Source organism: Klebsiella sp. Shm-1 (assembly GCF_040804525.1).
Taxonomy (GTDB): domain Bacteria; phylum Pseudomonadota; class Gammaproteobacteria; order Enterobacterales; family Enterobacteriaceae; genus Klebsiella; species Klebsiella pneumoniae.
The window spans coordinates 100878-125795 of record NZ_CP161823.1; the positions used below are offsets into that span (position 1 = coordinate 100878).

23 protein-coding genes are annotated in these 24918 nt (G+C 58.4%); 8 read left to right on the top strand and 15 right to left on the bottom strand.

Annotated features, from left to right (window positions below; all coding sequences use genetic code 11):
• The first annotated feature begins 14 nt into the window (after positions 1 to 14).
• Positions 15 to 1217, top strand: a complete 1203-nt coding sequence (gltS, locus tag AB1E37_RS00500; RefSeq protein ID WP_004901437.1) for a sodium/glutamate symporter — start codon at positions 15 to 17, stop codon at positions 1215 to 1217.
• 114 nt (positions 1218 to 1331) lie between these two features.
• On the opposite strand, the gene glpK is transcribed toward gltS, so the two are convergent.
• On the bottom strand, positions 1332 to 2843 hold the full coding sequence (glpK, locus tag AB1E37_RS00505) for a glycerol kinase GlpK (protein WP_002922944.1): 1512 nt from the start codon (positions 2841 to 2843) through the stop codon (positions 1332 to 1334).
• A gap of 21 nt (positions 2844 to 2864) precedes the next feature.
• Entirely contained in the window at positions 2865 to 3716 is an 852-nt protein-coding gene (locus tag AB1E37_RS00510) for an MIP/aquaporin family protein (RefSeq protein ID WP_002922941.1), read from the bottom strand.
• Between the two features lie 442 nt (positions 3717 to 4158).
• Between AB1E37_RS00510 and zapB the strand changes: the two genes are divergently transcribed.
• The 4 genes from zapB (at position 4159) to AB1E37_RS00530 (ending at position 7847) form a co-directional block, all read left to right on the top strand.
• Positions 4159 to 4404: a septal ring assembly protein ZapB gene (zapB, locus tag AB1E37_RS00515; protein WP_004150222.1), complete on the top strand. Its 246-nt coding sequence runs from the start codon at positions 4159 to 4161 to the stop codon at positions 4402 to 4404.
• A gap of 151 nt (positions 4405 to 4555) precedes the next feature.
• On the top strand, positions 4556 to 5545 hold the full coding sequence (locus AB1E37_RS00520; RefSeq protein ID WP_004901431.1) for a sulfate ABC transporter substrate-binding protein: 990 nt from the start codon (positions 4556 to 4558) through the stop codon (positions 5543 to 5545).
• Between the two features lie 162 nt (positions 5546 to 5707).
• Entirely contained in the window at positions 5708 to 6478 is a 771-nt protein-coding gene (locus AB1E37_RS00525; RefSeq protein ID WP_020324206.1) for a CDP-diacylglycerol diphosphatase, read from the top strand.
• Between the two features lie 64 nt (positions 6479 to 6542).
• The gene (locus AB1E37_RS00530; RefSeq protein WP_004901427.1) at positions 6543 to 7847 is read left to right on the top strand and encodes an SLC13 family permease; all 1305 of its coding nucleotides are present in this window, start codon (positions 6543 to 6545) and stop codon (positions 7845 to 7847) included.
• 92 nt (positions 7848 to 7939) lie between these two features.
• On the opposite strand, the gene tpiA is transcribed toward AB1E37_RS00530, so the two are convergent.
• Both tpiA and AB1E37_RS00540 read right to left on the bottom strand, forming a co-directional pair.
• Complete coding sequence (gene tpiA, locus AB1E37_RS00535) at positions 7940 to 8707, bottom strand: triose-phosphate isomerase (RefSeq protein ID WP_002922909.1); 768 nt, start codon at positions 8705 to 8707, stop codon at positions 7940 to 7942.
• A gap of 109 nt (positions 8708 to 8816) precedes the next feature.
• Positions 8817 to 9419 carry a YiiQ family protein gene (locus AB1E37_RS00540; RefSeq protein ID WP_002922908.1) on the bottom strand — a complete coding sequence of 201 codons (603 nt, stop codon included), beginning with the start codon at positions 9417 to 9419 and terminating at the stop codon, positions 8817 to 8819.
• A gap of 112 nt (positions 9420 to 9531) precedes the next feature.
• Here AB1E37_RS00540 and AB1E37_RS00545 point away from each other — a divergent pair, with 112 nt between their 5' ends.
• Complete coding sequence (locus AB1E37_RS00545; protein ID WP_004901418.1) at positions 9532 to 9960, top strand: DUF805 domain-containing protein; 429 nt, start codon at positions 9532 to 9534, stop codon at positions 9958 to 9960.
• On the opposite strand, the gene fpr is transcribed toward AB1E37_RS00545, so the two are convergent.
• From fpr to gmk, 7 genes are all read right to left on the bottom strand, one after another.
• Positions 9961 to 10707 carry a ferredoxin--NADP(+) reductase gene (gene fpr, locus AB1E37_RS00550; RefSeq protein WP_004173895.1) on the bottom strand — a complete coding sequence of 249 codons (747 nt, stop codon included), beginning with the start codon at positions 10705 to 10707 and terminating at the stop codon, positions 9961 to 9963. It abuts the gene before it with no gap.
• A 150-nt stretch (positions 10708 to 10857) separates the two neighbouring features.
• Positions 10858 to 11868 (bottom strand): class II fructose-bisphosphatase, encoded by a 1011-nt coding sequence (glpX, locus tag AB1E37_RS00555; protein WP_002922903.1) that lies wholly within the window; start codon positions 11866 to 11868, stop codon positions 10858 to 10860.
• A 50-nt stretch (positions 11869 to 11918) separates the two neighbouring features.
• On the bottom strand, positions 11919 to 14000 hold the full coding sequence (gene recG / locus AB1E37_RS00560) for an ATP-dependent DNA helicase RecG (protein ID WP_004901415.1): 2082 nt from the start codon (positions 13998 to 14000) through the stop codon (positions 11919 to 11921).
• Positions 14001 to 14005: 5 nt separating this feature from the next.
• Positions 14006 to 14695, bottom strand: a complete 690-nt coding sequence (gene trmH / locus AB1E37_RS00565) for a tRNA (guanosine(18)-2'-O)-methyltransferase TrmH (protein WP_004181538.1) — start codon at positions 14693 to 14695, stop codon at positions 14006 to 14008.
• A 4-nt stretch (positions 14696 to 14699) separates the two neighbouring features.
• Complete coding sequence (gene spoT, locus AB1E37_RS00570) at positions 14700 to 16820, bottom strand: bifunctional GTP diphosphokinase/guanosine-3',5'-bis pyrophosphate 3'-pyrophosphohydrolase (RefSeq protein ID WP_004150214.1); 2121 nt, start codon at positions 16818 to 16820, stop codon at positions 14700 to 14702.
• Between the two features lie 18 nt (positions 16821 to 16838).
• Positions 16839 to 17114, bottom strand: coding sequence for a DNA-directed RNA polymerase subunit omega (gene rpoZ, locus AB1E37_RS00575; protein ID WP_000135058.1), 276 nt, complete (start codon positions 17112 to 17114; stop codon positions 16839 to 16841).
• A 54-nt stretch (positions 17115 to 17168) separates the two neighbouring features.
• Positions 17169 to 17792 carry a guanylate kinase gene (gene gmk, locus AB1E37_RS00580; protein WP_002922664.1) on the bottom strand — a complete coding sequence of 208 codons (624 nt, stop codon included), beginning with the start codon at positions 17790 to 17792 and terminating at the stop codon, positions 17169 to 17171.
• A 258-nt stretch (positions 17793 to 18050) separates the two neighbouring features.
• Here gmk and ligB point away from each other — a divergent pair, with 258 nt between their 5' ends.
• Positions 18051 to 19727, top strand: coding sequence for an NAD-dependent DNA ligase LigB (ligB, locus tag AB1E37_RS00585; RefSeq protein WP_004901407.1), 1677 nt, complete (start codon positions 18051 to 18053; stop codon positions 19725 to 19727).
• A 5-nt stretch (positions 19728 to 19732) separates the two neighbouring features.
• Here ligB and AB1E37_RS00590 read toward each other — a convergent pair whose 3' ends face one another.
• A complete protein-coding gene (locus tag AB1E37_RS00590) occupies positions 19733 to 20350 on the bottom strand; it encodes a trimeric intracellular cation channel family protein (protein WP_002922654.1) in 618 nt (205 codons plus the stop codon).
• A 275-nt stretch (positions 20351 to 20625) separates the two neighbouring features.
• Between AB1E37_RS00590 and AB1E37_RS00595 the strand changes: the two genes are divergently transcribed.
• Positions 20626 to 21876 (top strand): chloride channel protein, encoded by a 1251-nt coding sequence (locus AB1E37_RS00595; protein WP_284302588.1) that lies wholly within the window; start codon positions 20626 to 20628, stop codon positions 21874 to 21876.
• Positions 21877 to 21931: 55 nt separating this feature from the next.
• Here the strand turns inward: AB1E37_RS00595 and AB1E37_RS00600 are convergent, their stop codons facing one another.
• The 3 genes from AB1E37_RS00600 to AB1E37_RS00610 form a co-directional block, all read right to left on the bottom strand.
• The gene (locus AB1E37_RS00600) at positions 21932 to 22990 is read right to left on the bottom strand and encodes a bifunctional transcriptional activator/DNA repair enzyme AdaA (RefSeq protein WP_004151500.1); all 1059 of its coding nucleotides are present in this window, start codon (positions 22988 to 22990) and stop codon (positions 21932 to 21934) included.
• Between the two features lie 2 nt (positions 22991 to 22992).
• Positions 22993 to 23739 (bottom strand): isocitrate lyase/phosphoenolpyruvate mutase family protein, encoded by a 747-nt coding sequence (locus tag AB1E37_RS00605; RefSeq protein WP_016946589.1) that lies wholly within the window; start codon positions 23737 to 23739, stop codon positions 22993 to 22995.
• A gap of 182 nt (positions 23740 to 23921) precedes the next feature.
• Positions 23922 to 24785, bottom strand: coding sequence for a YicC/YloC family endoribonuclease (locus AB1E37_RS00610; RefSeq protein ID WP_032447943.1), 864 nt, complete (start codon positions 24783 to 24785; stop codon positions 23922 to 23924).
• Positions 24786 to 24918: the final 133 nt, after the last annotated feature.

The following is a 24918-nucleotide window of genomic DNA, read 5'->3' on the forward strand; positions in this document are numbered from 1 at the left end:
ATAAGGAGCTTTTTATGTTTCATCTCGATACCTTATCGACGCTCGTTGCCGCAACGCTTGTGCTATTACTCGGCAGAAAACTCGTCCAAACCGTACCCCTCCTCAAGAAATACACCATTCCTGAACCTGTTGCCGGCGGTCTGCTGGTGGCGCTGGCGCTGCTGGTGCTGAAAAAAAGTATGGATATCGATATTGATTTCGATATGAGTCTGAAAGATCCGCTGATGCTGGCGTTCTTCGCCACCATCGGTCTGAACGCCAACCTGGCCAGCCTGCGGGCGGGCGGCAAGGTGCTGGGTACCTTTCTGATTGTGGTGGTTGGTCTGTTGCTGCTGCAGAACGCCCTCGGTATCGGCATGGCGAAGCTGTTGGGGCTGGATCCGCTGATGGGTCTGCTGGCCGGTTCTATTACCTTATCCGGCGGCCACGGCACCGGGGCGGCATGGAGCAAGCTGTTCGTTGAGCGCTATGGTTTTGCCAACGCCACCGAGGTGGCGATGGCCTGCGCGACTTTCGGCCTGGTGCTCGGCGGCCTGATCGGCGGCCCGGTGGCGCGTTACCTGGTGAAACACTCTTCCTCGCCGGACGGGACGCCGGACGATCAGGTGGCGCCGACCGCCTTCGAAAAGCCGGACGTGGGGCGGGTGATCACCTCGCTGGTGCTGATCGAGAGTATCGCCCTGATCGCCATCTGTCTGACGGTGGGCAAGGTGGTTGCGCAACTGCTGGCGGGCAGTGTCTTTGAATTGCCGACCTTTGTCTGCGTGCTGTTTATCGGCGTGATCCTCAGCAACAGCCTGGCGCTGGCGGGGCTGTATCGGGTGTTCGATCGCGCGGTGTCGGTGCTGGGCAACGTCAGCCTGTCGCTGTTCCTCGCCATGGCGCTGATGAGCCTCAAGCTCTGGGAACTGGCTTCTCTGGCGCTGCCGATGATTATTATCCTGGCGGTGCAGGCGGTAGCGATGGCGCTGTACGCGGTGTTCGTCACCTATCGGATGATGGGTAAAAACTACGATGCCGCGGTGCTGGCAGCCGGGCATTGCGGGTTTGGCCTGGGGGCAACGCCGACGGCGATCGCCAATATGCAGGCGATTACCGACCGTTTCGGGCCATCGCATATGGCCTTCCTGGTAGTGCCGATGGTGGGGGCGTTCTTTATCGATATCGTCAACGCGCTGGTGATTAAGCTGTACCTGCTGCTGCCGATTTTTGGTTGATAAAAAACCCGGAGGCGGTGCTGCGCACCTGTCCGGGCTACAAGATCGTGCTGTTTGGGGTTTTGTAGCCCGGCTAAGGCGTTTACGCCGCAAGCCGGGAATAACTTCACAATCTTACGCTTCGTCGTGCTCTTCCCACGCTAACGCGCGTTTCACCGCTTTCTTCCAGCCGCTGTAACGATAGTTACGCTCAGTAGTTTCAATACCCGGGCGGAATTCGCGCTCAATCACCGCTTTCTCCTGCAGTTCATCCAGATTCTGCCAGAAACCGACCGCCAGACCGGCCAGATAGGCCGCGCCCAGCGCCGTCACTTCGCGTACTTCCGGACGCTCGACACGGGTGCCGAGGATATCGGACTGGAACTGCATCAGGAAGTTGTTAGCCACCGCGCCGCCGTCTACGCGCAGGGCGTGCAGACGAATGCCAGAGTCAGCCTGCATCGCCTCCAGCACGTCGCGGGTCTGAAAGGCGATGGACTCCAGCGTCGCACGGATAATGTGGTTGGAGTTCACGCCGCGGGTGAGGCCGAAAATCGCGCCGCGGGCATACGGGTCCCAGTACGGTGCGCCAAGACCGGTGAACGCGGGTACCACGTACACGCCGTTGGTATCCTTCACTTTGGTGGCGAAGTACTCGGAGTCGAAGGCATCGCTGATGAGCTTCATCTCGTCGCGCAGCCACTGAATAGACGCGCCGGCCATAAACACCGCCCCTTCCAGAGCGTAGTTCACCTCGCCGCGCGGGCCGCAGGCGATGGTGGTCAGCAGACCGTGGGTGGAGGTGACCGCTTTTTCGCCGGTATTCATCAGCATAAAGCAGCCGGTGCCGTAGGTGTTTTTCGCCATCCCTTCTTTGACGCACAGCTGGCCGAACAGGGCCGCCTGCTGGTCACCGGCGATCCCGGCGATAGGAATACGGGTCCCGCCTTTACCACCGATGTTGGTCTGGCCGTACACTTCGGAAGACTTGCGCACTTCCGGCAGCATGGCGCGCGGAATGTCCAGCGCGTCGAGCATCTTGTCGTCCCAGTCGAGGTCGTGGATGTTGAACAGCATGGTACGCGAGGCGTTGGTGTAGTCGGTGACGTGCACGCGGCCCTGGGTCATCTTCCAGATAAGCCAGGTATCAACGGTGCCGAACAGCAGCTCGCCGCGCTTCGCACGCTCACGGGAACCTTCGACATGGTCGAGGATCCATTTCACCTTGGTGCCGGAGAAGTACGGGTCCACCACCAGGCCTGTGGCCTTGCGGATATACTCTTCCATCCCGTCACGCTTGAGCTGCTCGCAGATCTCCGCGGTACGGCGGCACTGCCAGACGATAGCGTTGTAGATGGGTTTACCGGTCTCTCGCTCCCACACCACCACGGTCTCACGCTGATTGGTGATGCCGATGGCCGCGATCTGATCGGAGTTGATATCCGCTTTGGCCAGCGCTTCGACCAGCGTCGAGCTTTGGGAAGCCCAGATTTCCATCGGGTCGTGTTCGACCCAGCCTGGCTTAGGATAAATTTGTTCAAATTCTCGCTGGGAGACGCTGACGATATTGGCATCATGATCCATCACAACGGCCCGGGAGCTGGTAGTGCCCTGGTCAAGCGCAACGATATATTTTTTGTCGGTCATAGTCGGTGTCCCGTAGTCAGATTACAGCGAAGCTTTATGTTGAGCGGTGGAAGAGGAGGGGCTCTGTTGCTCTTCCTCCACGCAGGTGTCGCAAGGCAGGTGACGGCCAATCAGCTTACGATAGCTGAATGCGCCCAGCGCCGCGCCGACCACCGGTGCGCACAGCGGCACCAGGAAATAAGGAATATCTTTGCCGCCGGTGAAGGCGACGTCACCCCACCCCGCCAGCCAGGCGAAGGCTTTCGGGCCGATGTCACGCGCCGGGTTCATGGCGAAGCCGGTCAGCGGTCCCATGGAGGCGCCAATCACCGCAATCAGCAGGCCAATCAGCAGAGGGGCCAGCGGGCCGCGCGGTATGCCGTTGCCATCGTCGGTCAGCGCCAGGATGACGCCCATCAGGATAGCGGTAATCACCATCTCTACCGCGAAGGCCTGCACAAAATTGATGTGCGGGTTCGGGTAAGTGGAGAAAATGCCGGCCAGATCGAGGCTTTCCACGCTGCCGCGAATCATATGGTGGGTGGTTTCATAATCGAGGAAAAGATTGTAGTAAAGCCCGTAAACTAATGCCGCAGCGCAAAAGGCGCCAGCGAATTGCGAAATAATAAAAGGAACCACTTTGCGGCCTTCGAAGCAGGCGAACAGCCACAGCGCGATAGTCACCGCTGGGTTAAGGTGCGCACCGGAGACCCCGGCGGTCAGGTAGATCGCCATGGCGACGCCCAGACCCCAGATGATGCTGATTTCCCATTGTCCGAAGCTGGCTCCCGCGACCTTGAGCGCAGCCACGCACCCAACGCCGAAAAAGATCAACAACCCGGTACCGAGGAACTCTGCGATGCACTGGCCTTTTAAGGTTGATGTTTGGCTCATAATCGAATCCTGAAGCGTGGTGATGATTATTGTATGTAGGGTGGTCACAGACGACCATATTGCCATGTAGGCATAGTGTTAATTTATCGTTAACGAGCAAAAACGAGAAATATCGAACTTCAAATGTGTGTGCCTCGTCAAGAAAATGAGCGTTTTCGCGCCATTTGCGCGCATCGAGAGCGCTGCCGGAGCGTTTCACCACGCATTTTGTTAACCATAAAATTAACATTGACCCATGAACTACGAGCGAACTGCGCTGAAAGCACCAGGTAAAGACTGAAAAGTGTTGCAAACCGCAATCTACGCGGCTTGCCGCTGGACAGGGGCGGCGGGGATTCATACAATCGACGATAACACCGCTATGTGCGCTAATTTTCGTTAAGGCGGGACCGCGTATACGAAACACGAGTTTCTATCAACGCCTTGCAAGTTCAGGAGAGGTATGACGATGTCATTAGAAGTGTTTGAGAAATTAGAATCTAAGGTTCAGCAGGCGATTGATACCATCACTCTGTTGCAGATGGAAATCGAAGAGCTGAAAGAAAAGAACAACACCCTGGTGCAGGAAGTTCAGAGCGCGCAGCATGGTCGTGAAGAGCTGGAGCGCGAAAACAGCCAGCTGAAAGAGCAGCAGCAGGGCTGGCAGGAACGTCTGCAGGCGCTGCTGGGTCGCATGGAAGAAGTCTAATCGCTTCGCGCCCTCTCCCGCCCGGGAGGGGGTCATCCTTACTCGTGTCTTTATATCCGCAAGTTATAGCCAATCTTTTTTTATTCTTTAATCATTGAATCGCTTTCTGGCACGCTTAACCCATCACAACACACATAAAGAGAGCGGTGCGATGAATAAGTGGGGCGTAGGGTTAACTCTGTTGCTGGCATCCGCCAGCGTTCTGGCAAAAGACATTCAGCTATTAAACGTATCTTATGATCCAACGCGCGAGCTGTACGAACAGTACAACAAAGCGTTTAGCGCACACTGGAAGCAGGAGACCGGCGACAACGTGGTGATCCGCCAGTCGCATGGTGGCTCTGGCAAACAGGCGACCTCGGTGATTAACGGTATTGAAGCGGATGTGGTCACGCTGGCGCTGGCCTACGATGTCGACGCTATTGCCGAACGCGGCCGCATCGATAAAAACTGGCTGAAACGCCTGCCGGATAACTCTGCGCCGTATACCTCCACCATCGTGTTCCTCGTCCGCAAGGGCAATCCGAAACAGATCCATGACTGGAACGATCTGATCAAACCGGGCGTGTCGGTCATTACCCCGAACCCGAAAAGCTCCGGCGGCGCCCGCTGGAACTACCTGGCGGCCTGGGGCTATGCCCTGCATCAGAATCACGGCGACCAGGCGAAAGCCCAGGAATTCGTCAAGGCGCTGTATAAAAACGTGGAAGTGCTGGACTCCGGCGCACGCGGTTCGACCAATACCTTCGTAGAACGCGGCATCGGCGACGTACTGATCGCCTGGGAAAACGAAGCGCTGCTGGCGACCAACGAACTGGGCAAAGACAAGTTTGAAATCGTGACCCCAAGTGAGTCGATTCTGGCTGAGCCGACCGTCTCGGTGGTCGACAAAGTGGTGGATAAGAAAGGCACGCGCCAGGTGGCGGAAGCATACCTGAAGTATCTCTACTCGCCGGAAGGCCAGGAGATTGCGGCGAAGAACTTCTACCGCCCGCGCGATCCGAATGTGGCGAAGAAATATGCTAAAGAATTCCCGAAACTGAAGCTGTTTACCATCGATCAGGAGTTCGGCGGCTGGACGAAAGCGCAGAAAGAGCACTTCTCCAACGGCGGCACCTTCGACCAGATTAGCCAGCGTTAATTCTCTTGTCCCTGCTTGCGCTACGCTTAGCAGGGCTACAGTTTTGCGCGGTGCGTAGCCCGGGTAAGGCGTCAGCCGCTACCCGGGATAACGCCCCGTTCACCATCTGTTTTCATTTAGTCATCAAATTACGCTACTCTTCCGCTTCAGGCTTAACAGGGAATGAAAATGAGAAGAGTAAGATACTTTTTGCTGGCGCTGCTGGTGGCGATCCTCGCGGCGCTGGCGGGCGGCTACTACTGGCTGCACTCTGGCAACCCGGACGCATTACGCAAGATTGTCCTGCAGCAGTGCGTACCCCATCAGCAACAGCAGCAAAACCCGTCGCCGTGCGCGGAAGTGAACCTCAAGGGCGGCTATGTGCTGTTTAAAGACCGTAACGGCCCGCTGCAGTATTTGCTGATGCCGACCTACCGCATCAACGGCACCGAAAGCCCGCTGCTGCTGGATCCGTTGACGCCGAACTTTTTCTGGCAGGCCTGGCAGGGGCGTGAAATCATGAGCCAGCGCCACGGCGCGCCGGTTCCTGATAACGCGGTATCGCTGGCGATCAACTCGCGCAGTGGACGTACGCAAAACCATTTCCATATTCATATCTCCTGCCTGCGCCCCGATGTGCGCGCGCAGTTAGATAAGGATGCCGCAGCGATCAGCAGCCGCTGGCTGCCGTTACCGGGCGGGCTTCAGGGCCACGAATACCTGGCGCGCCGGGTGACGGAGGCGGAGCTGGCCCAGCGTAGCCCGTTCCTGATGCTGGCGGAAGAGGTGCCGGAGGCGCGCCAGCATATGGGACGCTTCGCGCTGGCAATGGCGCAACAGAGCGACGGCTCGCTGGTGCTGCTGGCGACGGAGCGTAACCTGCTGACCCTGAACCGGGCTTCAGCGGAAGAAATTCAGGATCATCGCTGCGCCATCCTTAACGCAAACCACTAGTTCTGGCGTTTACCTGTCTTACCTGTCGTCGTATTCTTGCTGAAAAAAACGACAGGAGACAGGCATGTCGCTCTGGCTTACCCACCCGCTGTTCCTTCCTTCATTGATTGTCGGCGTCACCATCGTGCTCTGGGCGACGTCGCTGCTGCCGGAATTTATCACCGCGCTGCTGTTCTTCGCAGCGTCAATGATGGCGAAAATCGCTCCGCCGGAGGTGATCTTCGGCGGCTTTGCCTCTTCGGCGTTCTGGCTGGTGTTCAGCGGCTTTGTGCTCGGCATCGCCATCCGTAAAACCGGACTGGCGGACCGGGCGGCGCAGGCGTTGTCGGCCAGGCTCACCGACTCCTGGCCGCGGATGGTCGCCAGCGTGGTACTCCTGAGCTACGCCCTGGCGTTCGTGATGCCCTCCAACATGGGGCGCATCGCGCTGCTGATGCCGATCGTGGCGGCGATGGCCCGCCGCGCGGGCATTGCCGACGGCAGCCGCGGCTGGTTCGGCCTGGCGCTGGCGGTGGGGTTCGGCACCTTTCAGCTGTCGGCGACGATTTTGCCCGCCAACGTGCCGAATCTGGTGATGAGTGGCGCGGCGGAAGGCTCGTACGGTATCCATCTGAATTATGTTCCCTATTTACTGCTGCATACGCCGGTGCTTGGCTGGCTGAAAGGGGCGGTGCTGGTGGCGCTGATTTGCTGGCTGTTTCCCGGCAAGCCGCATCCACCGCGCGACCTGGCGCCGCTGCCGCCGATGAGCCGCGACGAGAAACGTCTGGCGTGGCTGCTGGCGGTGGTCCTCTCGCTATGGGTGACCGAGAGCTGGCACGGCGTCGGCCCGGCGTGGACCGGCCTGGCGGCGGCTGTGATCACGCTGCTGCCGCGGGTGGGCTTTATCAATGGCGAGGAGTTTGCCAGCGGGGTGAATATGCGCACCTGCATTTACGTCGCCGGGATTCTGGGGCTAGCGATCGCCGTCACCCAAACCGGGATTGGCGGCGCGGTGGGCAATGCGCTGCTGCAGGTGATGCCCCTGGATAAAGACAATCCTTTCACCAGCTTTCTCGCCCTGACCGGGATAACCAGCGCGCTGAACTTTATTATGACCGCCAACGGCGTGCCGGCGCTGTATACCACTTTTGCTCAGAGCTTTGCCGACGCCACCGGTTTTCCGCTGCTAAGCGTGATTATGATTCAGGTGCTGGGCTATTCCACGCCGCTGCTGCCCTATCAGGCGTCGCCGATCGTGGTGGCGATGGGGTTAGGCAAGGTCCCGGCGAGGGCGGGGATGCAACTGTGTCTGGCGCTGGCGGCGGTGAGTTATCTGATTTTACTGCCGCTGGACTACGCCTGGTATCAGCTGTTGGGGAAACTGTAACGGCAAAAGAAAGCCCGGCTTGCGCTGTGCTAAGCCGGGCTCCCACGTTTTGTCAGTCAACCCGGTCGCGTGTCGCCACCGGGAAAAGCGAATTACGCTTTTTTCGCTGCTTCTGCTGCTTTAACGATCACCGCGAAAGCGTCAGCTTTCAGGGAGGCGCCGCCAACCAGCGCGCCGTCGATGTCCGGCTGGGTGAACAGCTCTGCGGCGTTGCCAGCGTTAACGGAACCGCCGTACTGGATGATCACTTGCTCAGCGATTTTGGCGTCAGCTTTAGCAATGTGGTCACGGATGAATTTGTGCACCGCCTGCGCCTGAGCCGGGGTCGCTGATTTGCCGGTACCGATAGCCCATACTGGTTCGTAAGCGATAACCACGCCTTCGAAAGCGGCAGCGCCCTGGGTTTTCAGCACGGCGTCGATCTGACGTGCGCAAACTTCTTCCGTTTTGCCCGCTTCGTTTTCGGCTTCGGTTTCACCGATGCACAGAACCGGGGTCAGACCCTGCTCTTTCAGCACCGCGAATTTCTTCGCGATCAGCTCGTCGGATTCTTTGTGGTAGGTACGACGCTCGGAGTGGCCGATGATGATGTACTGCGCGCCGATATCTTTCAGCATTTCGGCGGAGGTTTCACCGGTGAATGCGCCGGACAGGTTCACGTCAACGTTCTGCGCGCCCAGGTGAATGTGGCTGCCTTCTGCCGCGCGCTTAGCCAGGTCCAGATACATTTCCGGCGGGGCGATGGCAACTGCACAGCCGCTTACGCCAGCCAGCTCGGTACGCAGGTTCGCAACCAGTTCGTTTACCATGTGGCGGCTGCCGTTCAGTTTCCAGTTACCCATCACTAAAGGATGTCGCATTTTAATTCTCCACGCTACTTAAGCGAATTAAGGAATATAGCCGCCCCAGAGGGCAGCATGGTCTGTGAAACAGTATAGAGACTCGTCACTGGAAAGGCTTTGCTTTTTGTCATTTATTGTTACCTTCCAGCGTTTCAGATAGCGCCAGCTTAATCGGTTCAATGGCGAAGGTCAGGCCCTTTTCCCCATGATCTGCCACCACATAGCGCACGGCGCCTTCGGTATCGGCGAAGTAGCGCTTGCCCTTGCCGGCGGCCAGCAGTTTCTGCAGTTTTTGCTGGCTTTGCGCCTGGCTAAAAGTCGGCACGAAGGCGCGGATCATGGCGCTCATATACTCCAGCGCTTTGGTCCTGGCCGCCTTTTGCTCCGGCCCCTGGATCGGCAGCCAGGTGATCTGCATGGATTTGATCTTCAGCGTGCCGCGCTCCAGCGCGGTGGAGGCATAGAGATTTTCGTTAATTTTGCTGGCGGCGCGGGTCAGGTTAGCCCGATCGCGACTGGTGGCGATGGAACGGAATTCGTTCAGAGGCAGCTTTGGGTTATCGGCGTTGAATTTCTCGCGGAACTGACTGATCGACTGGTCAAAGCTCGGCGCGCCGGCGAGCAGGTAGGGCGCTGCCGCGGTCGTCGATTCGCTCTCTGCGGACAACGCGTGCGGGCCGACGGCAAGGCCCATCAGCCCACTTAACCACAAAATTGTCCACTTCTTCATGCCCGTCGTTCCTTTTTTTGCCTGCTGACGATTAAATCGGGAAGCGCGGCGCTTGTCAAAAAGTCACGACGCCAGGGTAAACTACGCAGACGATGATGATAAGGAAAAACGCATGACCCTACAGCAGTGGTTATTCTCAATTAAAGGGCGCATTGGCCGCCGCGATTTCTGGATCTGGATTGCCATCTGGCTGGTGACCATGAGCGCCCTGTTTACCCTGGCAGGCAGCAATCTGCTCAACCTGCAGACGGCGGCGTTTATTATCGTCTGCCTGCTGTGGCCGACGGCGGCGGTGGTGGTCAAGCGGCTGCACGATCGCGGCAAATCCGGGCTGTGGGCGCTGCTGATGGTTCTGGCGTGGATGCTGCTGGCGGGGAACTGGTCGATGTTGCCGCAGGTCTGGCAGTGGGGCGTCGGGCGCTTTGTGCCGACGCTGATTATCGTCATGATGCTGATCGACCTGGGGGCGTTTGTCGGCACCCAGGGCGAGAATAAGTTCGGCAAGGAGACCCAGGACGTGCGCTGGAAAGCGGACGCCTGATTACCAGTAGTGCTCCGCCGTCATATGGCCCGGCCGGCGACGCAGATGTTTGGTCATCTGCCGGGTCTCTTTTAACAGCTGTTGGGTATCGCGCACCATTTGCGGGTTGCCGCACAGCATCACATGGCTGGTGTCGGTGGTCATCGGCAGGCCGACGGCCTCTTCCAGCGCGCCGGTTTCAATCAGAAACGGCACCCGGCCGGTCAGCGAGCCTTCCACGGTTTCGCGGCTGACCACCGTCTGAATACGGAGTTTGCCGGCATAGCGCTGCTCCAGTTCGCGCATTAGCGGCAGATAGCTCAGGTCCGCGGCGTAGCGGACGGCGTGGACCAGCACCAGGTTGTTAAAGCGCTCAAGGTCTTTGCCTTCCTGCAAAATTGACAGGTACGGCCCCAGCGCAGTGCCGGTCGCCAGCATCCACAGGGTATCGCAATCCGGTACCTCCTCGAGGACGAAGAAACCTGCCGCTTCACTCACCACCAGGACTTCATCGCCCGGCTTCAGCGCCGCCAGACGCGGGCTCAGCTTGCCTTCCGGGACGGTGACCAAATAGAACTCGAGGTCGGGATTGCCGGGGGCGTTGACGTAGGAGTAGGCGCGCTGCACGCGTTCGCCGTCGATTTCCAGCCCGAGCTTGGTAAATTGCCCGGCGGTAAACGGATGAACAGGCGCCCGCACGTATAAACTGAACAAGGCGTCCGTCCAGTACTCCACTTTTGTCACTTTGCCGCTAACCCAGTCCGCCATCGTCTTCTCCTGTTGCCAAGCGATGCCTTATCTTCGGTCCAGACGAGCCAGATTTCCACCCCGAAGGCGCAAGAAAGCTCTATTGATCAAATATAAACGAAGAACAGGGCAACCGCCTGCGGACGGTTGCCTGGGAGAGAAAAAGCGGTATTACAGGATGTGCTGCTGAATGTCTGGATCTTTACGGTCGAGGTAATGAATCGACTGGATACGACGGATAGTGCGCGACTTGCCGCGGATCAGCAGCGTCTCGGTGGTGGCCATGTTGCCCTTGCGGGTGATGCCGTCCAGCAGATCGCCTTTGGTGATCCCGGTGGCGGAGAAGACGACGTTATCGCTGCGCGCCATTTCATCCAGACGCAGCACTTTGCCCGCTTCAATGCCCATGGTTTTGCAGCGCGCCAGCTCATTTTCACCGATGCGGCGGTTCTCTTCGTTATCGCCCTTCACGTGGTGGCGAGCCAGCAGGCGCCCCTGCATATCCCCGTCGAGGGCGCGGATCACCGCGGCGGAAACCACCCCTTCCGGCGCGCCGCCGATGCCGTACAGTACGTCGACTTCGCTATCCGGCATGCAGGTGAGAATAGAGGCCGCGACGTCGCCATCGGGAATAGCGAACACGCGCACGCCCAGCTGCTGCAGCTGGGCAATGACCGCGTCGTGGCGCGGTTTCGCCAGCACGGTGACGGTCAGCTCGCCCAGCGGCTTGTTCAGGGCGCGAGCGATATTGTGCAGGTTCTCTTCCAGCGGCAGATTGAGATCGATAGCGCCTTTAGCGCCCGGGCCGACGATCAGCTTTTCCATATACATATCCGGCGCGTTGAGGAAGCAGCCCTTATCGCCGACCGCCATCACCGCCAGGGCGTTGGCCTGGCCCATCGCCGTCATGCGGGTGCCTTCGATGGGATCGACGGCGATATCTACCGCATCGCCCTTGCCGGTACCCACTTTTTCGCCGATATAGAGCATCGGCGCTTCATCGATTTCGCCCTCGCCGATGACGATGGTGCCGTCGATATTGACGAGGTTAAGCATAATGCGCATGGCGTTAACCGCTGCGCCGTCGGCGGTATTCTTATCGCCGCGGCCCAGCCATTTATAGCCCGCCAGCGCGGCGGCTTCGGTGACACGCGAAAATTCGATGGCCAGTTCTCGTTTCATAATCCACTCGTTGTGTAGAAAAATTGCCCGCAGCGCGGCAAAAGCGCGCGCTACGCGTTGGAATAGCGTTCGGTTTCCGGCATCCAGCGCTCGATAAGCGCCTGGGCCTGCAGCGGATAGCGTTCATGAATATGGCGAGCAATGCGTTGAACGTCGGGGATCATCGCCTGATCGCGCAGCAAGTCCGCCACTTTAAATTCGGCGTTGCCGGTCTGGCGGGTGCCGAGCAGCTCGCCGGGACCGCGGATTTCGAGGTCTTTCTGGGCGATGACGAAACCATCGTTGCTGTCGCGCAGGACCTGCAGGCGTTTCTGAGCCGTTTTGGAGAGCGGCGATTTATAGAGTAGCACGCAGTGGGAAGCGACCGCGCCGCGCCCGACGCGCCCTCTGAGCTGGTGCAGCTGCGCCAGACCCAGACGTTCCGGGTTTTCGATAATCATCAGGCTTGAGTTAGGCACGTCAACACCGACTTCAATCACCGTGGTGGCCACCAGCAGATGCATCTCGCCCTGCTTGAAGGCCTGCATCACCGCTTGCTTCTCGGCCGGTTTCATCCGCCCGTGGACGAGGCCGATATTCAGTTCCGGCAGCGCCAGTTTGAGCTCTTCCCAGGTGGCTTCCGCCGCCTGGGCTTCCAGCAGATCGGACTCTTCAATCAGCGTACAGACCCAATAGGCCTGGCGACCTTCATGGGTACAGGCGTTGCGCACGCGGTCGATAATATCGCTGCGCCGGGTGTCGGGGATGGCGACGGTGGTCACCGGAGTTCGGCCTGGCGGCAGCTCGTCGATAATCGAGGTGTCCAGATCGGCGTAGGCGGTCATCGCCAGGGTGCGGGGGATCGGCGTGGCGGTCATGATCAGCTGATGCGGGTGGAATCCCTGCTGCTGACCTTTCTCCCACAGCGCCAGCCGCTGATGCACGCCGAAGCGGTGCTGTTCGTCAATAATCACCAGCGCCAGGCCGTTAAACTGCACCTGCTCCTGGAAGATGGCGTGGGTGCCGACAATCATCTGCACCTCGCCGCTGGCGATAGCCTCCTGCTGCGCCTGGCGGGCTTTGCCTTTCTGTTTGCCCGCCAGCCAGCCGACTTCAATACCCAGCGGTTCGAACCAGTTGCGGAAGTTATTGGCATGCTGCTCGGCAAGCAGTTCGGTGGGCGCCATCAGCGCCACCTGTTTGCCGTGGACGATAGCGCGCAAGGCGGCCAGGGCAGCGACCAGCGTTTTACCGGAGCCAACGTCGCCCTGCACCAGGCGCATCATCGGCACGTCCAGCGCCATATCGTGTTCAATCTCGGCGGTAACCCGCGCCTGCGCGCCGGTGGGCTTAAAGGGCAGGGAGGCCAGCAGTTGGTTTTTCAGGGTATCGTTGGCGCCGAGCGGCAGGGCGTGATAGCGCTGGGCGCCTGCCCGCAGCGCCAGCATGCTGAGGTTATGCGCCAGCAGCTCTTCCAGAATCAGACGCTGCTGCGCCGGGTGCTTGCCGCTTTCCAGCTCGCTAAGTTGCAAGGAGGGAGGCGGGCGGTGCAGCGTACGCAGCGCCTCCGGCAGGCTCATCATCCCCTGCGCCAGCTCCGGCGGCAGGAGTTCGCTAATCGCGCAGGTTTCCAGGAGCTCAAGCGCCTGATCGGTGAGCTTGCGCAGGGTCGCCTGCTTGATGCCTTCGGTGGTCGGATAGACTGGGGTTAACGTTTCCTGCAGCTCCGGGGTGCTCATATCGCCCTGGACGCGATATTCCGGGTGGATCATCTCGGCGCCGTACTTCCCGCGTTTGGCTTCACCGTAGGCCAGCACCCGACGACCGGTCGCGAGGCTGTTTTTCATCGCCGCGTTGAAGTTGAAAAAGCGCATGGTGAGGATGCCGGTGCCATCGCTGATCTGGCAGGTCATCATCCGCCGGCCGCCGAAGGTGATATTGCTGTTGAGCACTTCACCTTCCACGGTGGCATAAACTCCGGGAAGCAGCTCGGCTATCGGGTAAAGATGGGTGCGATCTTCGTAACGCAGCGGCAGGTGCAGCAGCAGATCCTGTACCGTATGCAGGCCAATCTTCGCCAGTTTGCTGCTCTGCGCAGCGCCCACACCGGTGAGTGAACTGAGCGGAACGGCATCTAACAGGTGGCCTGACATTGGGTTTACCTCGCAGCCTGCATGGTAGCCCACCACGCGGCATCGGCTTCCACTTCGCCCTGCTCGTTAACGTGGGGGTAAGGCAGACCTTTTTGTCTGGCGACGCGGGCCAGCACCGGATAGCCGCCTTCGAACAGCAGGCGCTGCTGCTCTTGTGGCGGCAGCATGCTGTTGGCGCGTTGGTACATCCCGGCATTCTGCCGCTGGCGCTGCGCCTCGTAGAGGATCAGCGCCGAGGCGACGGAGACGTTCAGCGACTGCACCATGCCGATCATCGGGATAATGATGTCCTGATCGGCCAGCGCCAGCGCTTCCTGGGTGATGCCGGTTTTTTCCTGACCCATCAGGATGCAGGTTGGACGCGTATAGTCGATTTCACGAAAATCGATGGCTTTGTCGGAAAGGTGAGTGGCGAGAATTTGCATGCCCTGGCCTTTCAGGTGGCCGACGGCATCTGCGATAGTGCGGTGGGTTTTAACCTGCACCCAGCTGTTGCTGCCCGCGGCGGCGGAGGCCATGGTACGCATCCGGCTGCTCGGCCAGACGGCATGCACTTCGTGTACGCCAACGGCATCTGCGGTCCGGATGACCGCAGAGACGTTATGAGGCTTATGGACCTGCTCCATGCAGACCGTCAGGTCAGGCTGACGCCTGGCGAGCATCTCGCAGATACGCTCGTAGCGCTTTGAGTTCATAAAGCTAGTTTCGGTTACGGGTGACTTTAATCACGTCCGGCATGACGCGGATTTTGCGCATGATATTCGCCAGATGCACGCGGTCGCGCGCGGTCAGGCGGATAAAGGCGCTGTATACGCGGCCATCTTTCTCTTCCGTATTCAGGCTCTGGATATTGGAAGACGCGGTGTTGATCGCCGCCGTCAGGTTAGCCAGCGCGCCCTGGTGGTTAAACATGTCCACCTTGATTTCGGTGATGAACTCCTGAGCGGTCTCTTTATCCCACTCAACCGCCATAAATTTCTCCGGCTCTTTCTGGTAGCCGCGAATGTTACGACAGGATTCATGGTGGATAACCAGCCCTTTACCCGGGCTGACGTGGGCGATAATCGGGTCACCTGGAATTGGACGACAGCACTTGGCGAAGGTGATCAACACGCCATCGGCGCCTTTGATTGGCAGATGACCGTGGTTCGACGCGTTAGCCGGCACCGGCGCCGCAGCGGCTTCGCCCTGCTGCAGGTTTTTTGCCACCACGACGCTCATGGCGTTGCCCAGACCGATTTCCGCCAGCAGATCGTCAAGCGAGGCCAGCTTCATGCGATCGAGTTCGCGCTGGATATTCTCCGGCGGGATCTCGGCGAGTTTGCGGCTTCCGCCCAGCGCGTGATTGAGCAGACGACGGCCAAGGCTAACCGAATCGTCGCGCTTAAGGTTTTTCAGCAGCTGACGGATCTTGGCGCGCGCTTTCGAACTGACGACAAAGTTCAGCCAGGCGGCGTTCGGGCGAGCGCCCGGCGCGGTGATAATTTCGACAGTCTGACCGCTGGAGAGCGGCTGCGACAGCGGATAGGGCTGACGGTCGACGCGCGCGCCGACGCAGGCATGACCGATATCGGTATGCACCGCGTAGGCGAAGTCCACCGGCGTGGCGCCGGCAGGCAGTTCGACAATGCGCCCTTCCGGGGTGAAAACGTAAATCTCATCGGGGAACAGATCGGATTTTACGCTCTCGATAAATTCAAACGAGCTACCGGCGCTCTGCTGCAGCTCCAGCAGGCTTTGCATCCAGCGCTGAGCGCGGATTTGCGCGGTGGTGCTGCTTTCGCCGCCGTGCTCTTTATAAGCCCAGTGCGCCGCTACCCCCATCTCCGCCATCTGGTCCATGTCTTCGGTACGAATTTGTACCTCGACCGGGACGCCGTGGGGGCCGATCATCGAGGTGTGCAAAGACTGATAGCCGTTAGCTTTCGGAATGGCGATGTAGTCTTTAAAACGACCCGGACGCGGTTTGTAGAGGCTGTGCATCTGGCCGAGCACGCGATAGCAGATATCGGCATCATGGACGATAACGCGGAAGGCGTAGATATCCATGATCGAGTGAAAACGTTGCTCTTTGAGCACCATTTTACAGTAGATGGAGTATAGATGCTTCTCGCGACCGCTGACGCGGCAGGGGATCCCCGCTTCCTGCAAACGCCCTTCGATTTCGGAGAGGATCTTTTGAATCATCTCCTTACGGTTGCCGCGCGCCGCTTTGACCACCTCTTTAATGACGCGGTAGCGATTAGGGTACAGCGCTTCAAAGCCCAGCTCTTCGAGCTCGGTTTTGATGTGATGGATGCCTAAACGGTGCGCCAGCGGGCTGTAAATTTCCAGGGTTTCGCGGGCGATGCGTCGGCGTTTATCCGGGCGCAGCGAGCCCAGAGTACGCATGTTGTGGGTGCGGTCGGCAAGCTTGATGAGGATGACGCGGATGTCCTGCACCATCGCCATGATCATTTTGCGAAAGTTTTCGGCCTGCGCCTCTTTCTTATCGCGGAACTTGAGCTTATCAAGTTTCGACACCCCCTCTACCAGCTCGGCGACGCTTTTACCAAAAAGCTGTTCCATGTCCTGGTAGGTGGCGGGGGTATCTTCAATCACATCATGCAGCAGCGCGGCCATCAGCGTTTCATAGTCGAGCTTCATCTCGGCCAGAATGCAGGCTACCGCGACCGGGTGCGTGATATAGGGTTCACCGCTTGAACGTGTCTGACCCTCGTGAGCGTCACGTGCAACGAGATACGCCTGCCGCAGACGCTTAATCTGGTCTTCCGGCAGGTAGTTTTGAATCAGCTGATTCAGGCTTTCAAACAGATACAAGGGCGACCCGCTGTGTGATTAACGACGACCTTCAGCAATCGCGGTAACGGCTTGTAATTCAGCGGCTTCCTGCTCTTGCTGTTCCTGGCGCTCACGTACGTCGAGGATCTGGTTGTTGATCAGACCTTCTTCGATTTCGCGCAGTGCGATAACGGTGGTTTTATCGTTTTCTTCCGGTACCAGCGGATCCTTTCCGCCAACCTGCATCTGACGAGCGCGACGCGCGGCGACCAGTACCAGGTCAAAACGGTTACCAATTTTCTCTACAGCGTCCTGAACAGTTACGCGTGCCATACTTAAAATGCTCCACAGGTGAAGAAATGACTGGGCATGATACTGAATGTGGGTTCAGTCTGCCAATAGTTTGGTGATTAAAGCGCCATGTCGCTGCTTTTGGCGGCTCATGCGCAGACGTTCAGCGCGGATGATATTTTTCAGGTCGCTCAGGGCGGTGTCAAAATCATCGTTCACAATCAGGTAATCATATTCCGCGTAATGGCTCATTTCCGCAACGGCCTGGGCCATCCGTTTCGCGATCACCTCTTCGCTGTCCTGGCCGCGGCCGCGCAGGCGACGGTCCAGTTCATCTTTTGACGGCGGCAGAATAAAAATACTGCGCGCGCCGGGCATGCTTTTACGGATCTGCTGCGCGCCTTGCCAGTCGATATCGAGGAAGACATCGACGCCGGTCGCCAGCACCTGCTCGATCGCTTTACGCGACGTGCCGTAATAGTTGCCAAAGACCTCTGCATGTTCCAGAAACGCGTTTTCGCCAATCATCGAGCGGAATTCGTCGTGATTCACGAAGAAATAGTGTTCGCCGTGCACTTCACCCGGACGCGGCGCCCGCGTGGTATGGGAGACCGATACCTGGGTGTCATACAACGGTTGGGTTTTTAATAAAGCCTGAATCAGGCTGGATTTACCCGCGCCGCTAGGGGCGGAAACAATATAAAGCGTGCCTTGAGCCATGAGTGTCTTTTGTATGTGGTTATCGAAAGAGGTCCTACATACGAGCCTATTATACACGTCGCCGCGGCGTGACGCAGTCATTGTCACACTTTTTGCCGCTGTTTCTTTCATTTTGCCTGCCGTTTTCCTGAATTCGCCAGCCGTTGCTGCAATGAGGCGTAAATCCTGGAAGGCGCTTCGCAAGGCGAAAAAGCTTCCGTCGCGGCTCGCGGCATTCTGCAGCAGACTCTCCGCCAGGTGATGGAGGAGGGGACTGCAATGCGTAAAGGAGGGTGGTGGCTGGCGTTAGGGATGTTCTCTGCCAGCGCGCTGGCGACGTGTCCGGACTGGCCCCCGGCCAGAGGAAGGCAGGAGACATCACGCCTTCATCAGCAAATTGTCGCCTGGAAAGAGGCTTACTGGCGGCAGGGCGCCAGCGGAGTGAGCGATGACGTTTACGACCAGCTCACCCTGCGCCTGGCGCAGTGGCGACAATGCTTTCCGGGCGCGACGCCTGAGGATGACGATCTGCCTCCGCCCACCGGCGATGCGCGTCATCCGGTGGCCCATACCGGCGTGCGCAAGCTGGCGGATGAGGACAGCGTTGCCCGCTGGATGAAAAATAAATCCGACCTGTGGATACAGCCTAAAGTGGACGGCGTGGCGGTGACTCTCGTTTATCGCCAGGGGCGTCTGGTTCAGGCCATTAGCCGCGGAGATGGTCTACGCGGTGAGGCATGGACCGCCCGAGCGCGGCAGATCCCGGCGCTGGAGAAAGTGATGACCGGTGAACTGGCCGACAGCGTACTGCAGGGGGAACTGTTTCTACGCCGGGACGGCCATGTCCAGCAGCAGGCCGGGGGGATGAATGCGCGGGCGAAAGTCGCCGGGTTGATGATGCGAGCCGACGCGGCGGCTGCGCTCAGCCAACTGGACGTCTTTATCTGGGCCTGGCCAGACGGCCCGTCGGATATGCGCCGTCGTCAGCAGCTGCTGGCGCAGGCGGGGTTTAAGTACAGCGGACAATATACCCATCCGGTGTCGCGCATCGAGCAGGTGGCGCAGTGGCGCCAGCGCTGGTATCGCTCGCCGCTGCCCTTCGTCAGCGACGGTGTGATTGTGCGCGAAGGACGCGAGCCGCCGGGGCGAGTCTGGTCGCCCGGAAAGGGCGAGTGGCTGGCTGCCTGGAAATATCCTCCGGCATCGCGGGTGATGCAGGTACGGGCGATCCGTTTCAGTATCGGCCGCAGCGGCAGACTCAACGTGGTGGCCGAGCTTGAGCCCCAGCGGCTGGATGATAAACGCGTGCAGCGGGTTAACGTTGGCTCTGTGTCCCGCTGGCAGATGCTGGATATTGGGGTTGGCGATCAGCTGCAGATCAGTCTGGCAGGGCAGGGTATTCCTTGGGTCGACGCCGTCGTCTGGCGGACGGCCGAGCGCCATAAACCGACGCCGCCGCCGGCGAAATTTAATGCGCTAACCTGCTATTTCGCCACCCCTGAGTGCAGCGAACAGTTTCTTTCCAGGCTGATCTGGTTGTCATCAAAGTCCGCCCTGAATGTCGATGGCGTGGGGGAAAATTTATGGCGCGTCATTCAGCAGCAAAACCCGATGACGCATATCTTTTCCTGGCTGGCGCTTACCGTTGAGCAGCTGCAGGCGGTGCCAGGGATTTCCGCCGCCCGCGGGCAGCACCTCTGGCATCAGTTTGATCTTGTTCGCAAACGACCTTTTATCCGCTGGGTGCTGGCGATGGGGATCCCGGTGCCGCAGGGGGCGCTGGCGCAGCTCGAAAGCGAGAACTGGCATCTGCTGGCGGCAAAAAGTGAAGCGCAATGGCGCACGCTGCCGGGCGTGGGGGAGATCAGAGCCCGCCAGCTGGTGGCTTTCCTGCACCATCCGGACGTGGTGGCGCTGGCGCAATGGCTTAGCGGGCAGCGCATCCCGGGATTTTAAGGCGGTTAGTGGGCGTCATGGGTGTAGTGGAAGACCGGTAGCCCCAGTTTCCAGCGTAGCGCCAGCATGCGGGCGGTAAAGCCGAACAGCAGTGTAGCCAGCACCACCACATCGTGGCTGCTGACGTAATGTTGCAGAGCAATATAGAGTACGGCTGCGGCAAAGGAGATCCCGGCATACAGCTCTTTCTGGAAGACCAGCGGAATGCGTTTGCAGAACATATCGCGCAGTACGCCGCCGAAGACACCGGTGATCACGGCGGCAATAGAGGCGATAACCGGGCCTTCGCCCATGTCCAGGGCGATCTGCGCGCCGATGATGGAAAACACGATCAGCCCCAGCGCGTCCAGCACCAGAAACAGCCGACGAAGGTGCGGCATCACCGGAGCGGCAATGGTCGTGAGGACGGCGGCGACGGCGACAATGATGACATATTCGGGATGCTTCACCCAACCAAGAGGATAGTGCCCCAGCAGGATATCGCGAACGGAACCCCCGCCCAGCGCGGTCGCAGTGGCGATAATGATGACGCCAAACGTATCCATCCGCCGGCGCCCGGCAGCCAGTGCGCCGGTCATGGCTTCCGCGGTGATACCGATTAAATACAGAACATGAAGCAGCATAGATCCCCCCAGGTAATGGCGGGCAGGTTAACGATTTGTGCGCAGGATCACGATTGAGATTTTCTAAAGCGAATCATTTACGCCAGGAAAAATTAATGGAAATAGTATCTGTGATGGCTTGATTTAAAGGTTTATTGATTTTTTAGGGATTTTTATTGATTAGAAAAAGTAATGCTAAGTGAAGCGATGGGTATCACTATCGAAAACACTATGATTACGCAATGTTTAAGTCTCGTCCTTTATTCTTTTATTTTTCCTTTTCAAGGCCTGAGAAAATGAGCGTCGCCGCCGGGAATAAAAATCATCTGATCCGCCTGATAGCCGTGGTATTAACCGGGATTCTGGCCGGTCTGTCCGGCATGGTTTTGGCACTAATTTTACACGCGATTCAGCACCTGGCTTTTGGTTACAGTTATGGGCAGATCGTCGGTTCGGTGTCATTTTTACAGGGCGTCACGGAGTCGTCCTGGCCACGCCGCATCGTGGCAATCGTGGCCGGCGGCGCCGTCGCCGGATTTGGCTGGTGGCTGCTTGGTCGCTATGGGCAGAGGCGGGTTTCCATTGCGGCGGCGGTGGCCAACCCCTGCGTACCCATGCCCGCGGGCACCACGACGATCCACGCGCTGCTGCAGATCGTCACCGTAGCGCTGGGCTCCCCGCTTGGCCGCGAGGTGGCGCCCCGGGAAATGGGCGCGCTGGGGGCGGGGATGGTGGCGCGTAAGCTGCGCCTGCTGGAAGATGAAACCCGCACGCTGATTGCCTGTGGGGCGGGCGCGGGTCTGGCGGCGGTCTATAACGTCCCGCTGGCCGGGGCGTTGTTCAGCCTTGAGGTCATGCTGCTGTCGTTTAGCTGGGAAAAAACGCTGGCGGCGATAATGACCTCGGCGATTGCCGCCTGGACGGCCACCCTGAGGTTAGGGGATGAATCGCAATACCATTTTGTTTCCAGCGCACTTCCGCACACCTTTCTCTGGTGGGCGATTCTGGCGGGCCCGATTCTTGGCACCGGCGCCTGGCTCTTTCGTAAAGCGACCAGCGCGGCGCGTTCACGCGCGCGAAGTAACTGGCAGATGCCGGTGTTCTGTCTGCTGGGGTTTTGTCTTCTTGCCATCCTGAGTCTTTATTTCCCCGAGCTTCCGGGCAATGGCAAGGGTCCAATGCAGCTGGCGCTCAGCGACGGGCTGCCTCTCTCCATGGTCGCTGTCCTGTTAGTATTGAAGATGGTGGTGATTCTGGCGGTGCTGCGCGGCGGCGCGGAGGGTGGATTGTTAACCCCAGGGCTGGCGGTGGGCGGATTGGTCAGCCTGCTGCTCTGCGCGCTCTGGCAGCTCGGCTTCCCTGGCGGTGATAAAAGCAGCTTCGCTGTGGTGGGGGCGGCCGCGTTTCTCGCCGCCTCCATGCAGATGCCGCTGACCGCGGTGGCGCTGGTGATGGAGTTTACCCACATGGATCACAGCTATCTGGCTCCGGCGCTGCTGTGCGCGGCAGGGGCGTTTTTAACCTGCCGGGCGCTGGATAAAAAATAGGCTTACCGAGCCGCGGTGAAAGTCAGGGAGGGGCCCGTTGATCCTGAAAGTAAAATCAGCCGCGTTTTTCCCTGATGGTTGCCTCATGGTTAATAAGCCATATTTTTCGTGCAATGCCGCCGCCGTAACCGGTCATCGAACCATCTTTGCCGATAATTCGATGGCACGGGATGATAATCGCGACGCGGTTAGCGCCGTTTGCAGCAGCCACCGCGCGCGTGGCCGTTGGTTTACCTATCTCCATCGCAATCGATTGATAATGCGTCGTCTCACCGAAGCTAACGTGCTGTAAACGGCGCCAGACCGCTCGCTGGAATTCGCTGCCTGGGGTATCAAGCGCCACCTCGAACGATTGACGCTGTCCGGCGAAATACTCCGTTATTTCCTGTTGCGCCTGCCTGGTGTGGGCATTTTCACCTGCGATGATGCTGGCGTTGAACCGCCGCTGCAGGTCGCTGAATTCTGACTCCAGCGCTCGTCTGTCGACAAACTCCAGCAGACAAATTCCCCGTTGCGTTGCACAAACAAACATTGGCCCTAACGGGGTGGTAAAACGATGAATTAAAACAACCTGGCGTTGCGCGCTGGGTGCGAAACCGGTCAATTTTTTGCAGGTATAGCCGAAGCCGCTTAAGGACTCGTAACCGCTATCGAAAGCGACATCGGTAGTTGAGCGGCCTGCTTTTAATTCCTGAAGCGCCATATTCAAACGCTGCATCCGTTGAAAAGCCTGAAAGGTGATCCCGTGGTTTTGCAGGAACCAGCGGCGAACGCGTTCCGGGCTAATATCGTGCTGACGTAGCTCGCTATCGCTGAGGCGGACCTTTGGAGCTTCTCGCAGCAGGCGGAGCGCTTGTTCAACAAAGGCGGGGGCCGTCCGGGCATTCTCCGTCGGGCGACAGACTTTGCATGGCCGGAAGCCGGCATCCAGCGCGGATTTAAAGTCATTATAAAATTCGACGTTTTCCCGCCGGGGTTTTCGCGCCCGACAGACCGAGATACAAAATACGCCGGTGGTTTTCACGCCGACGAAAAAAACGCCGGTGAATTCCACCGCGCGTTCAAGCAGCGCCTGATACCAGATATCGCACTGCATGCTGTCGGTAATTTTCATGGTCAAAAAACACCTGAGAAAGAGTGTTGGGTTTGCACCTGACATAATAAGTCTTTCAGTCTGGCCTGCGTCGCAGCATAAATAAAATTGCCCATCGAAATTCGTTTTACGCCCAGTGTCGATAAGGTGCTGAAGTCAGCCAGCTCAGGCATACACATTACGTTTAAGGGTAAACGCACGTGGTGAACGATGGCGATAATATCCTCCGCGCGGGTGACGCAAGGCACAAAAAAACCGCATGCGCCGTGTTTGGCGTAGAGTTGACCGCGATAGAGCGTCTGAACCAGCGCATCTTGTACGTTGAGAAGAAAGGTATCGGTGCGGACATTAACAAACAGACCGGGACAGGCGCGGGTGATTTCCTGCAGTTTGACGGCAAAGCGCTCCGCATCGTCAAGACGACGCGTACCATCCACCACATGACTATCCTCGAGATTTATTCCACTCACGCCGAGATGCGCCAGACGCCGGATATTGTCAATGATGTGGCTGGTTGTCGCGCCGTAGCCCGCCTCTAAATCGACGCTTAACGGCAGTTCGCTAACGGTTTTGATGCGTGAGACGACATAAAACAGCTCGTCAAAACTCATCTCTTCGCCATCTTCATACCCTAACATTGCGGCGATAGCAGCGCTGGAGGATCCCAGCGCCTGATAACCAGCCTGCTGAGCAGCCTGAGCGCTGCTGGCATCCCAGACATTGGCAAGCAACAAAGGTTGGTTTTGCTGGTGAAGCGCATTAAAGTCCATTCTTTTCTCTCGCGGTAGTGTTTTCCTGACTGTGCCGCGTTGTGCTTATTTGCCACAACCGAAAACTGGACGACTATTTTTTATAAGTAGATTCTTATCATTCGCCCGTGAGAGAGATAAATAAAAAGGCCATGATTTATCATGGCCCTGGATACCGAAATACATTAACAAACGAGAAAGCGTTACTCGATATTCTGGATTTGCTCGCGCATTTGCTCGATGAGTACCTTCAGCTCAATCGCGGAGTTGGTCACCTCGGCGTTAATCGATTTTGACGCCAGGGTGTTCGATTCACGGTTGAACTCCTGCATCATAAAGTCGAGACGGCGACCCACAGCTTCTTTCTTCTTCAGAATGTTATAGGTCTCTTTAACGTGCGCTTCGAGACGGTCCAGTTCTTCGGCAACGTCGATACGCTGCGCCATCAGCACCAGCTCTTGCTCAAGGCGGTTATTTTCCAGCTGTACTTCCGCATCTTCCAGCTTGGCGACCAGTCGCTCGCGCTGCCACTGGAGAATTTCCGGCATATGAGCGCGAACTTTCGCCACTTCGCCGCTCACGCCTTCAAGCCGCTGCTCGATAAGCGCTTTCAGGGCCTGGCCTTCCGTTTCGCGGGCGACGATGAAGTCGTCCAGCGCGCCGTCAAGAGCGGCCAGAATGTCGACGGCGATGGCGTCGAGATCCTGCTCTTTGGCGGCCATCACGCCCGGCCAGCGCAGGATATCAACCGGGTTGATTTCCCCTTCATCGCTCTGCATTTTCACCCAGTTGGCAGCGTTTACCAGCTGTTTAGCCAGCTTTTCGTTGAGGATGAGTTCACCCTGAGCGCTGGGATCTTGTTCAAAACGCAAGGTGCATTCGACTTTACCGCGAGTCAGGCGGGCGCGAATGCGCTCGCGTACCACGGGCTCCAGACTACGGAACTGCTCCGGCAGGCGGAAGTACGTTTCCAGATAGCGCTGGTTTACCGAGCGCAGCTCCCATGCGGCGCTACCCCAGTCACCCTTGATTTCACGGCGGGCATAGGCGGTCATACTGCGGATCATAGGCGTTCCTGTTTTCGTAATAATGAATGCAAGGATTATAGCCGTGCGGGCGGTGACTTAACAGGAATAGTGATGAAATACTTCAAGGACGATTGTTTTAAGGGATATCGCCGCAAAGTTATTTTCACCAGGG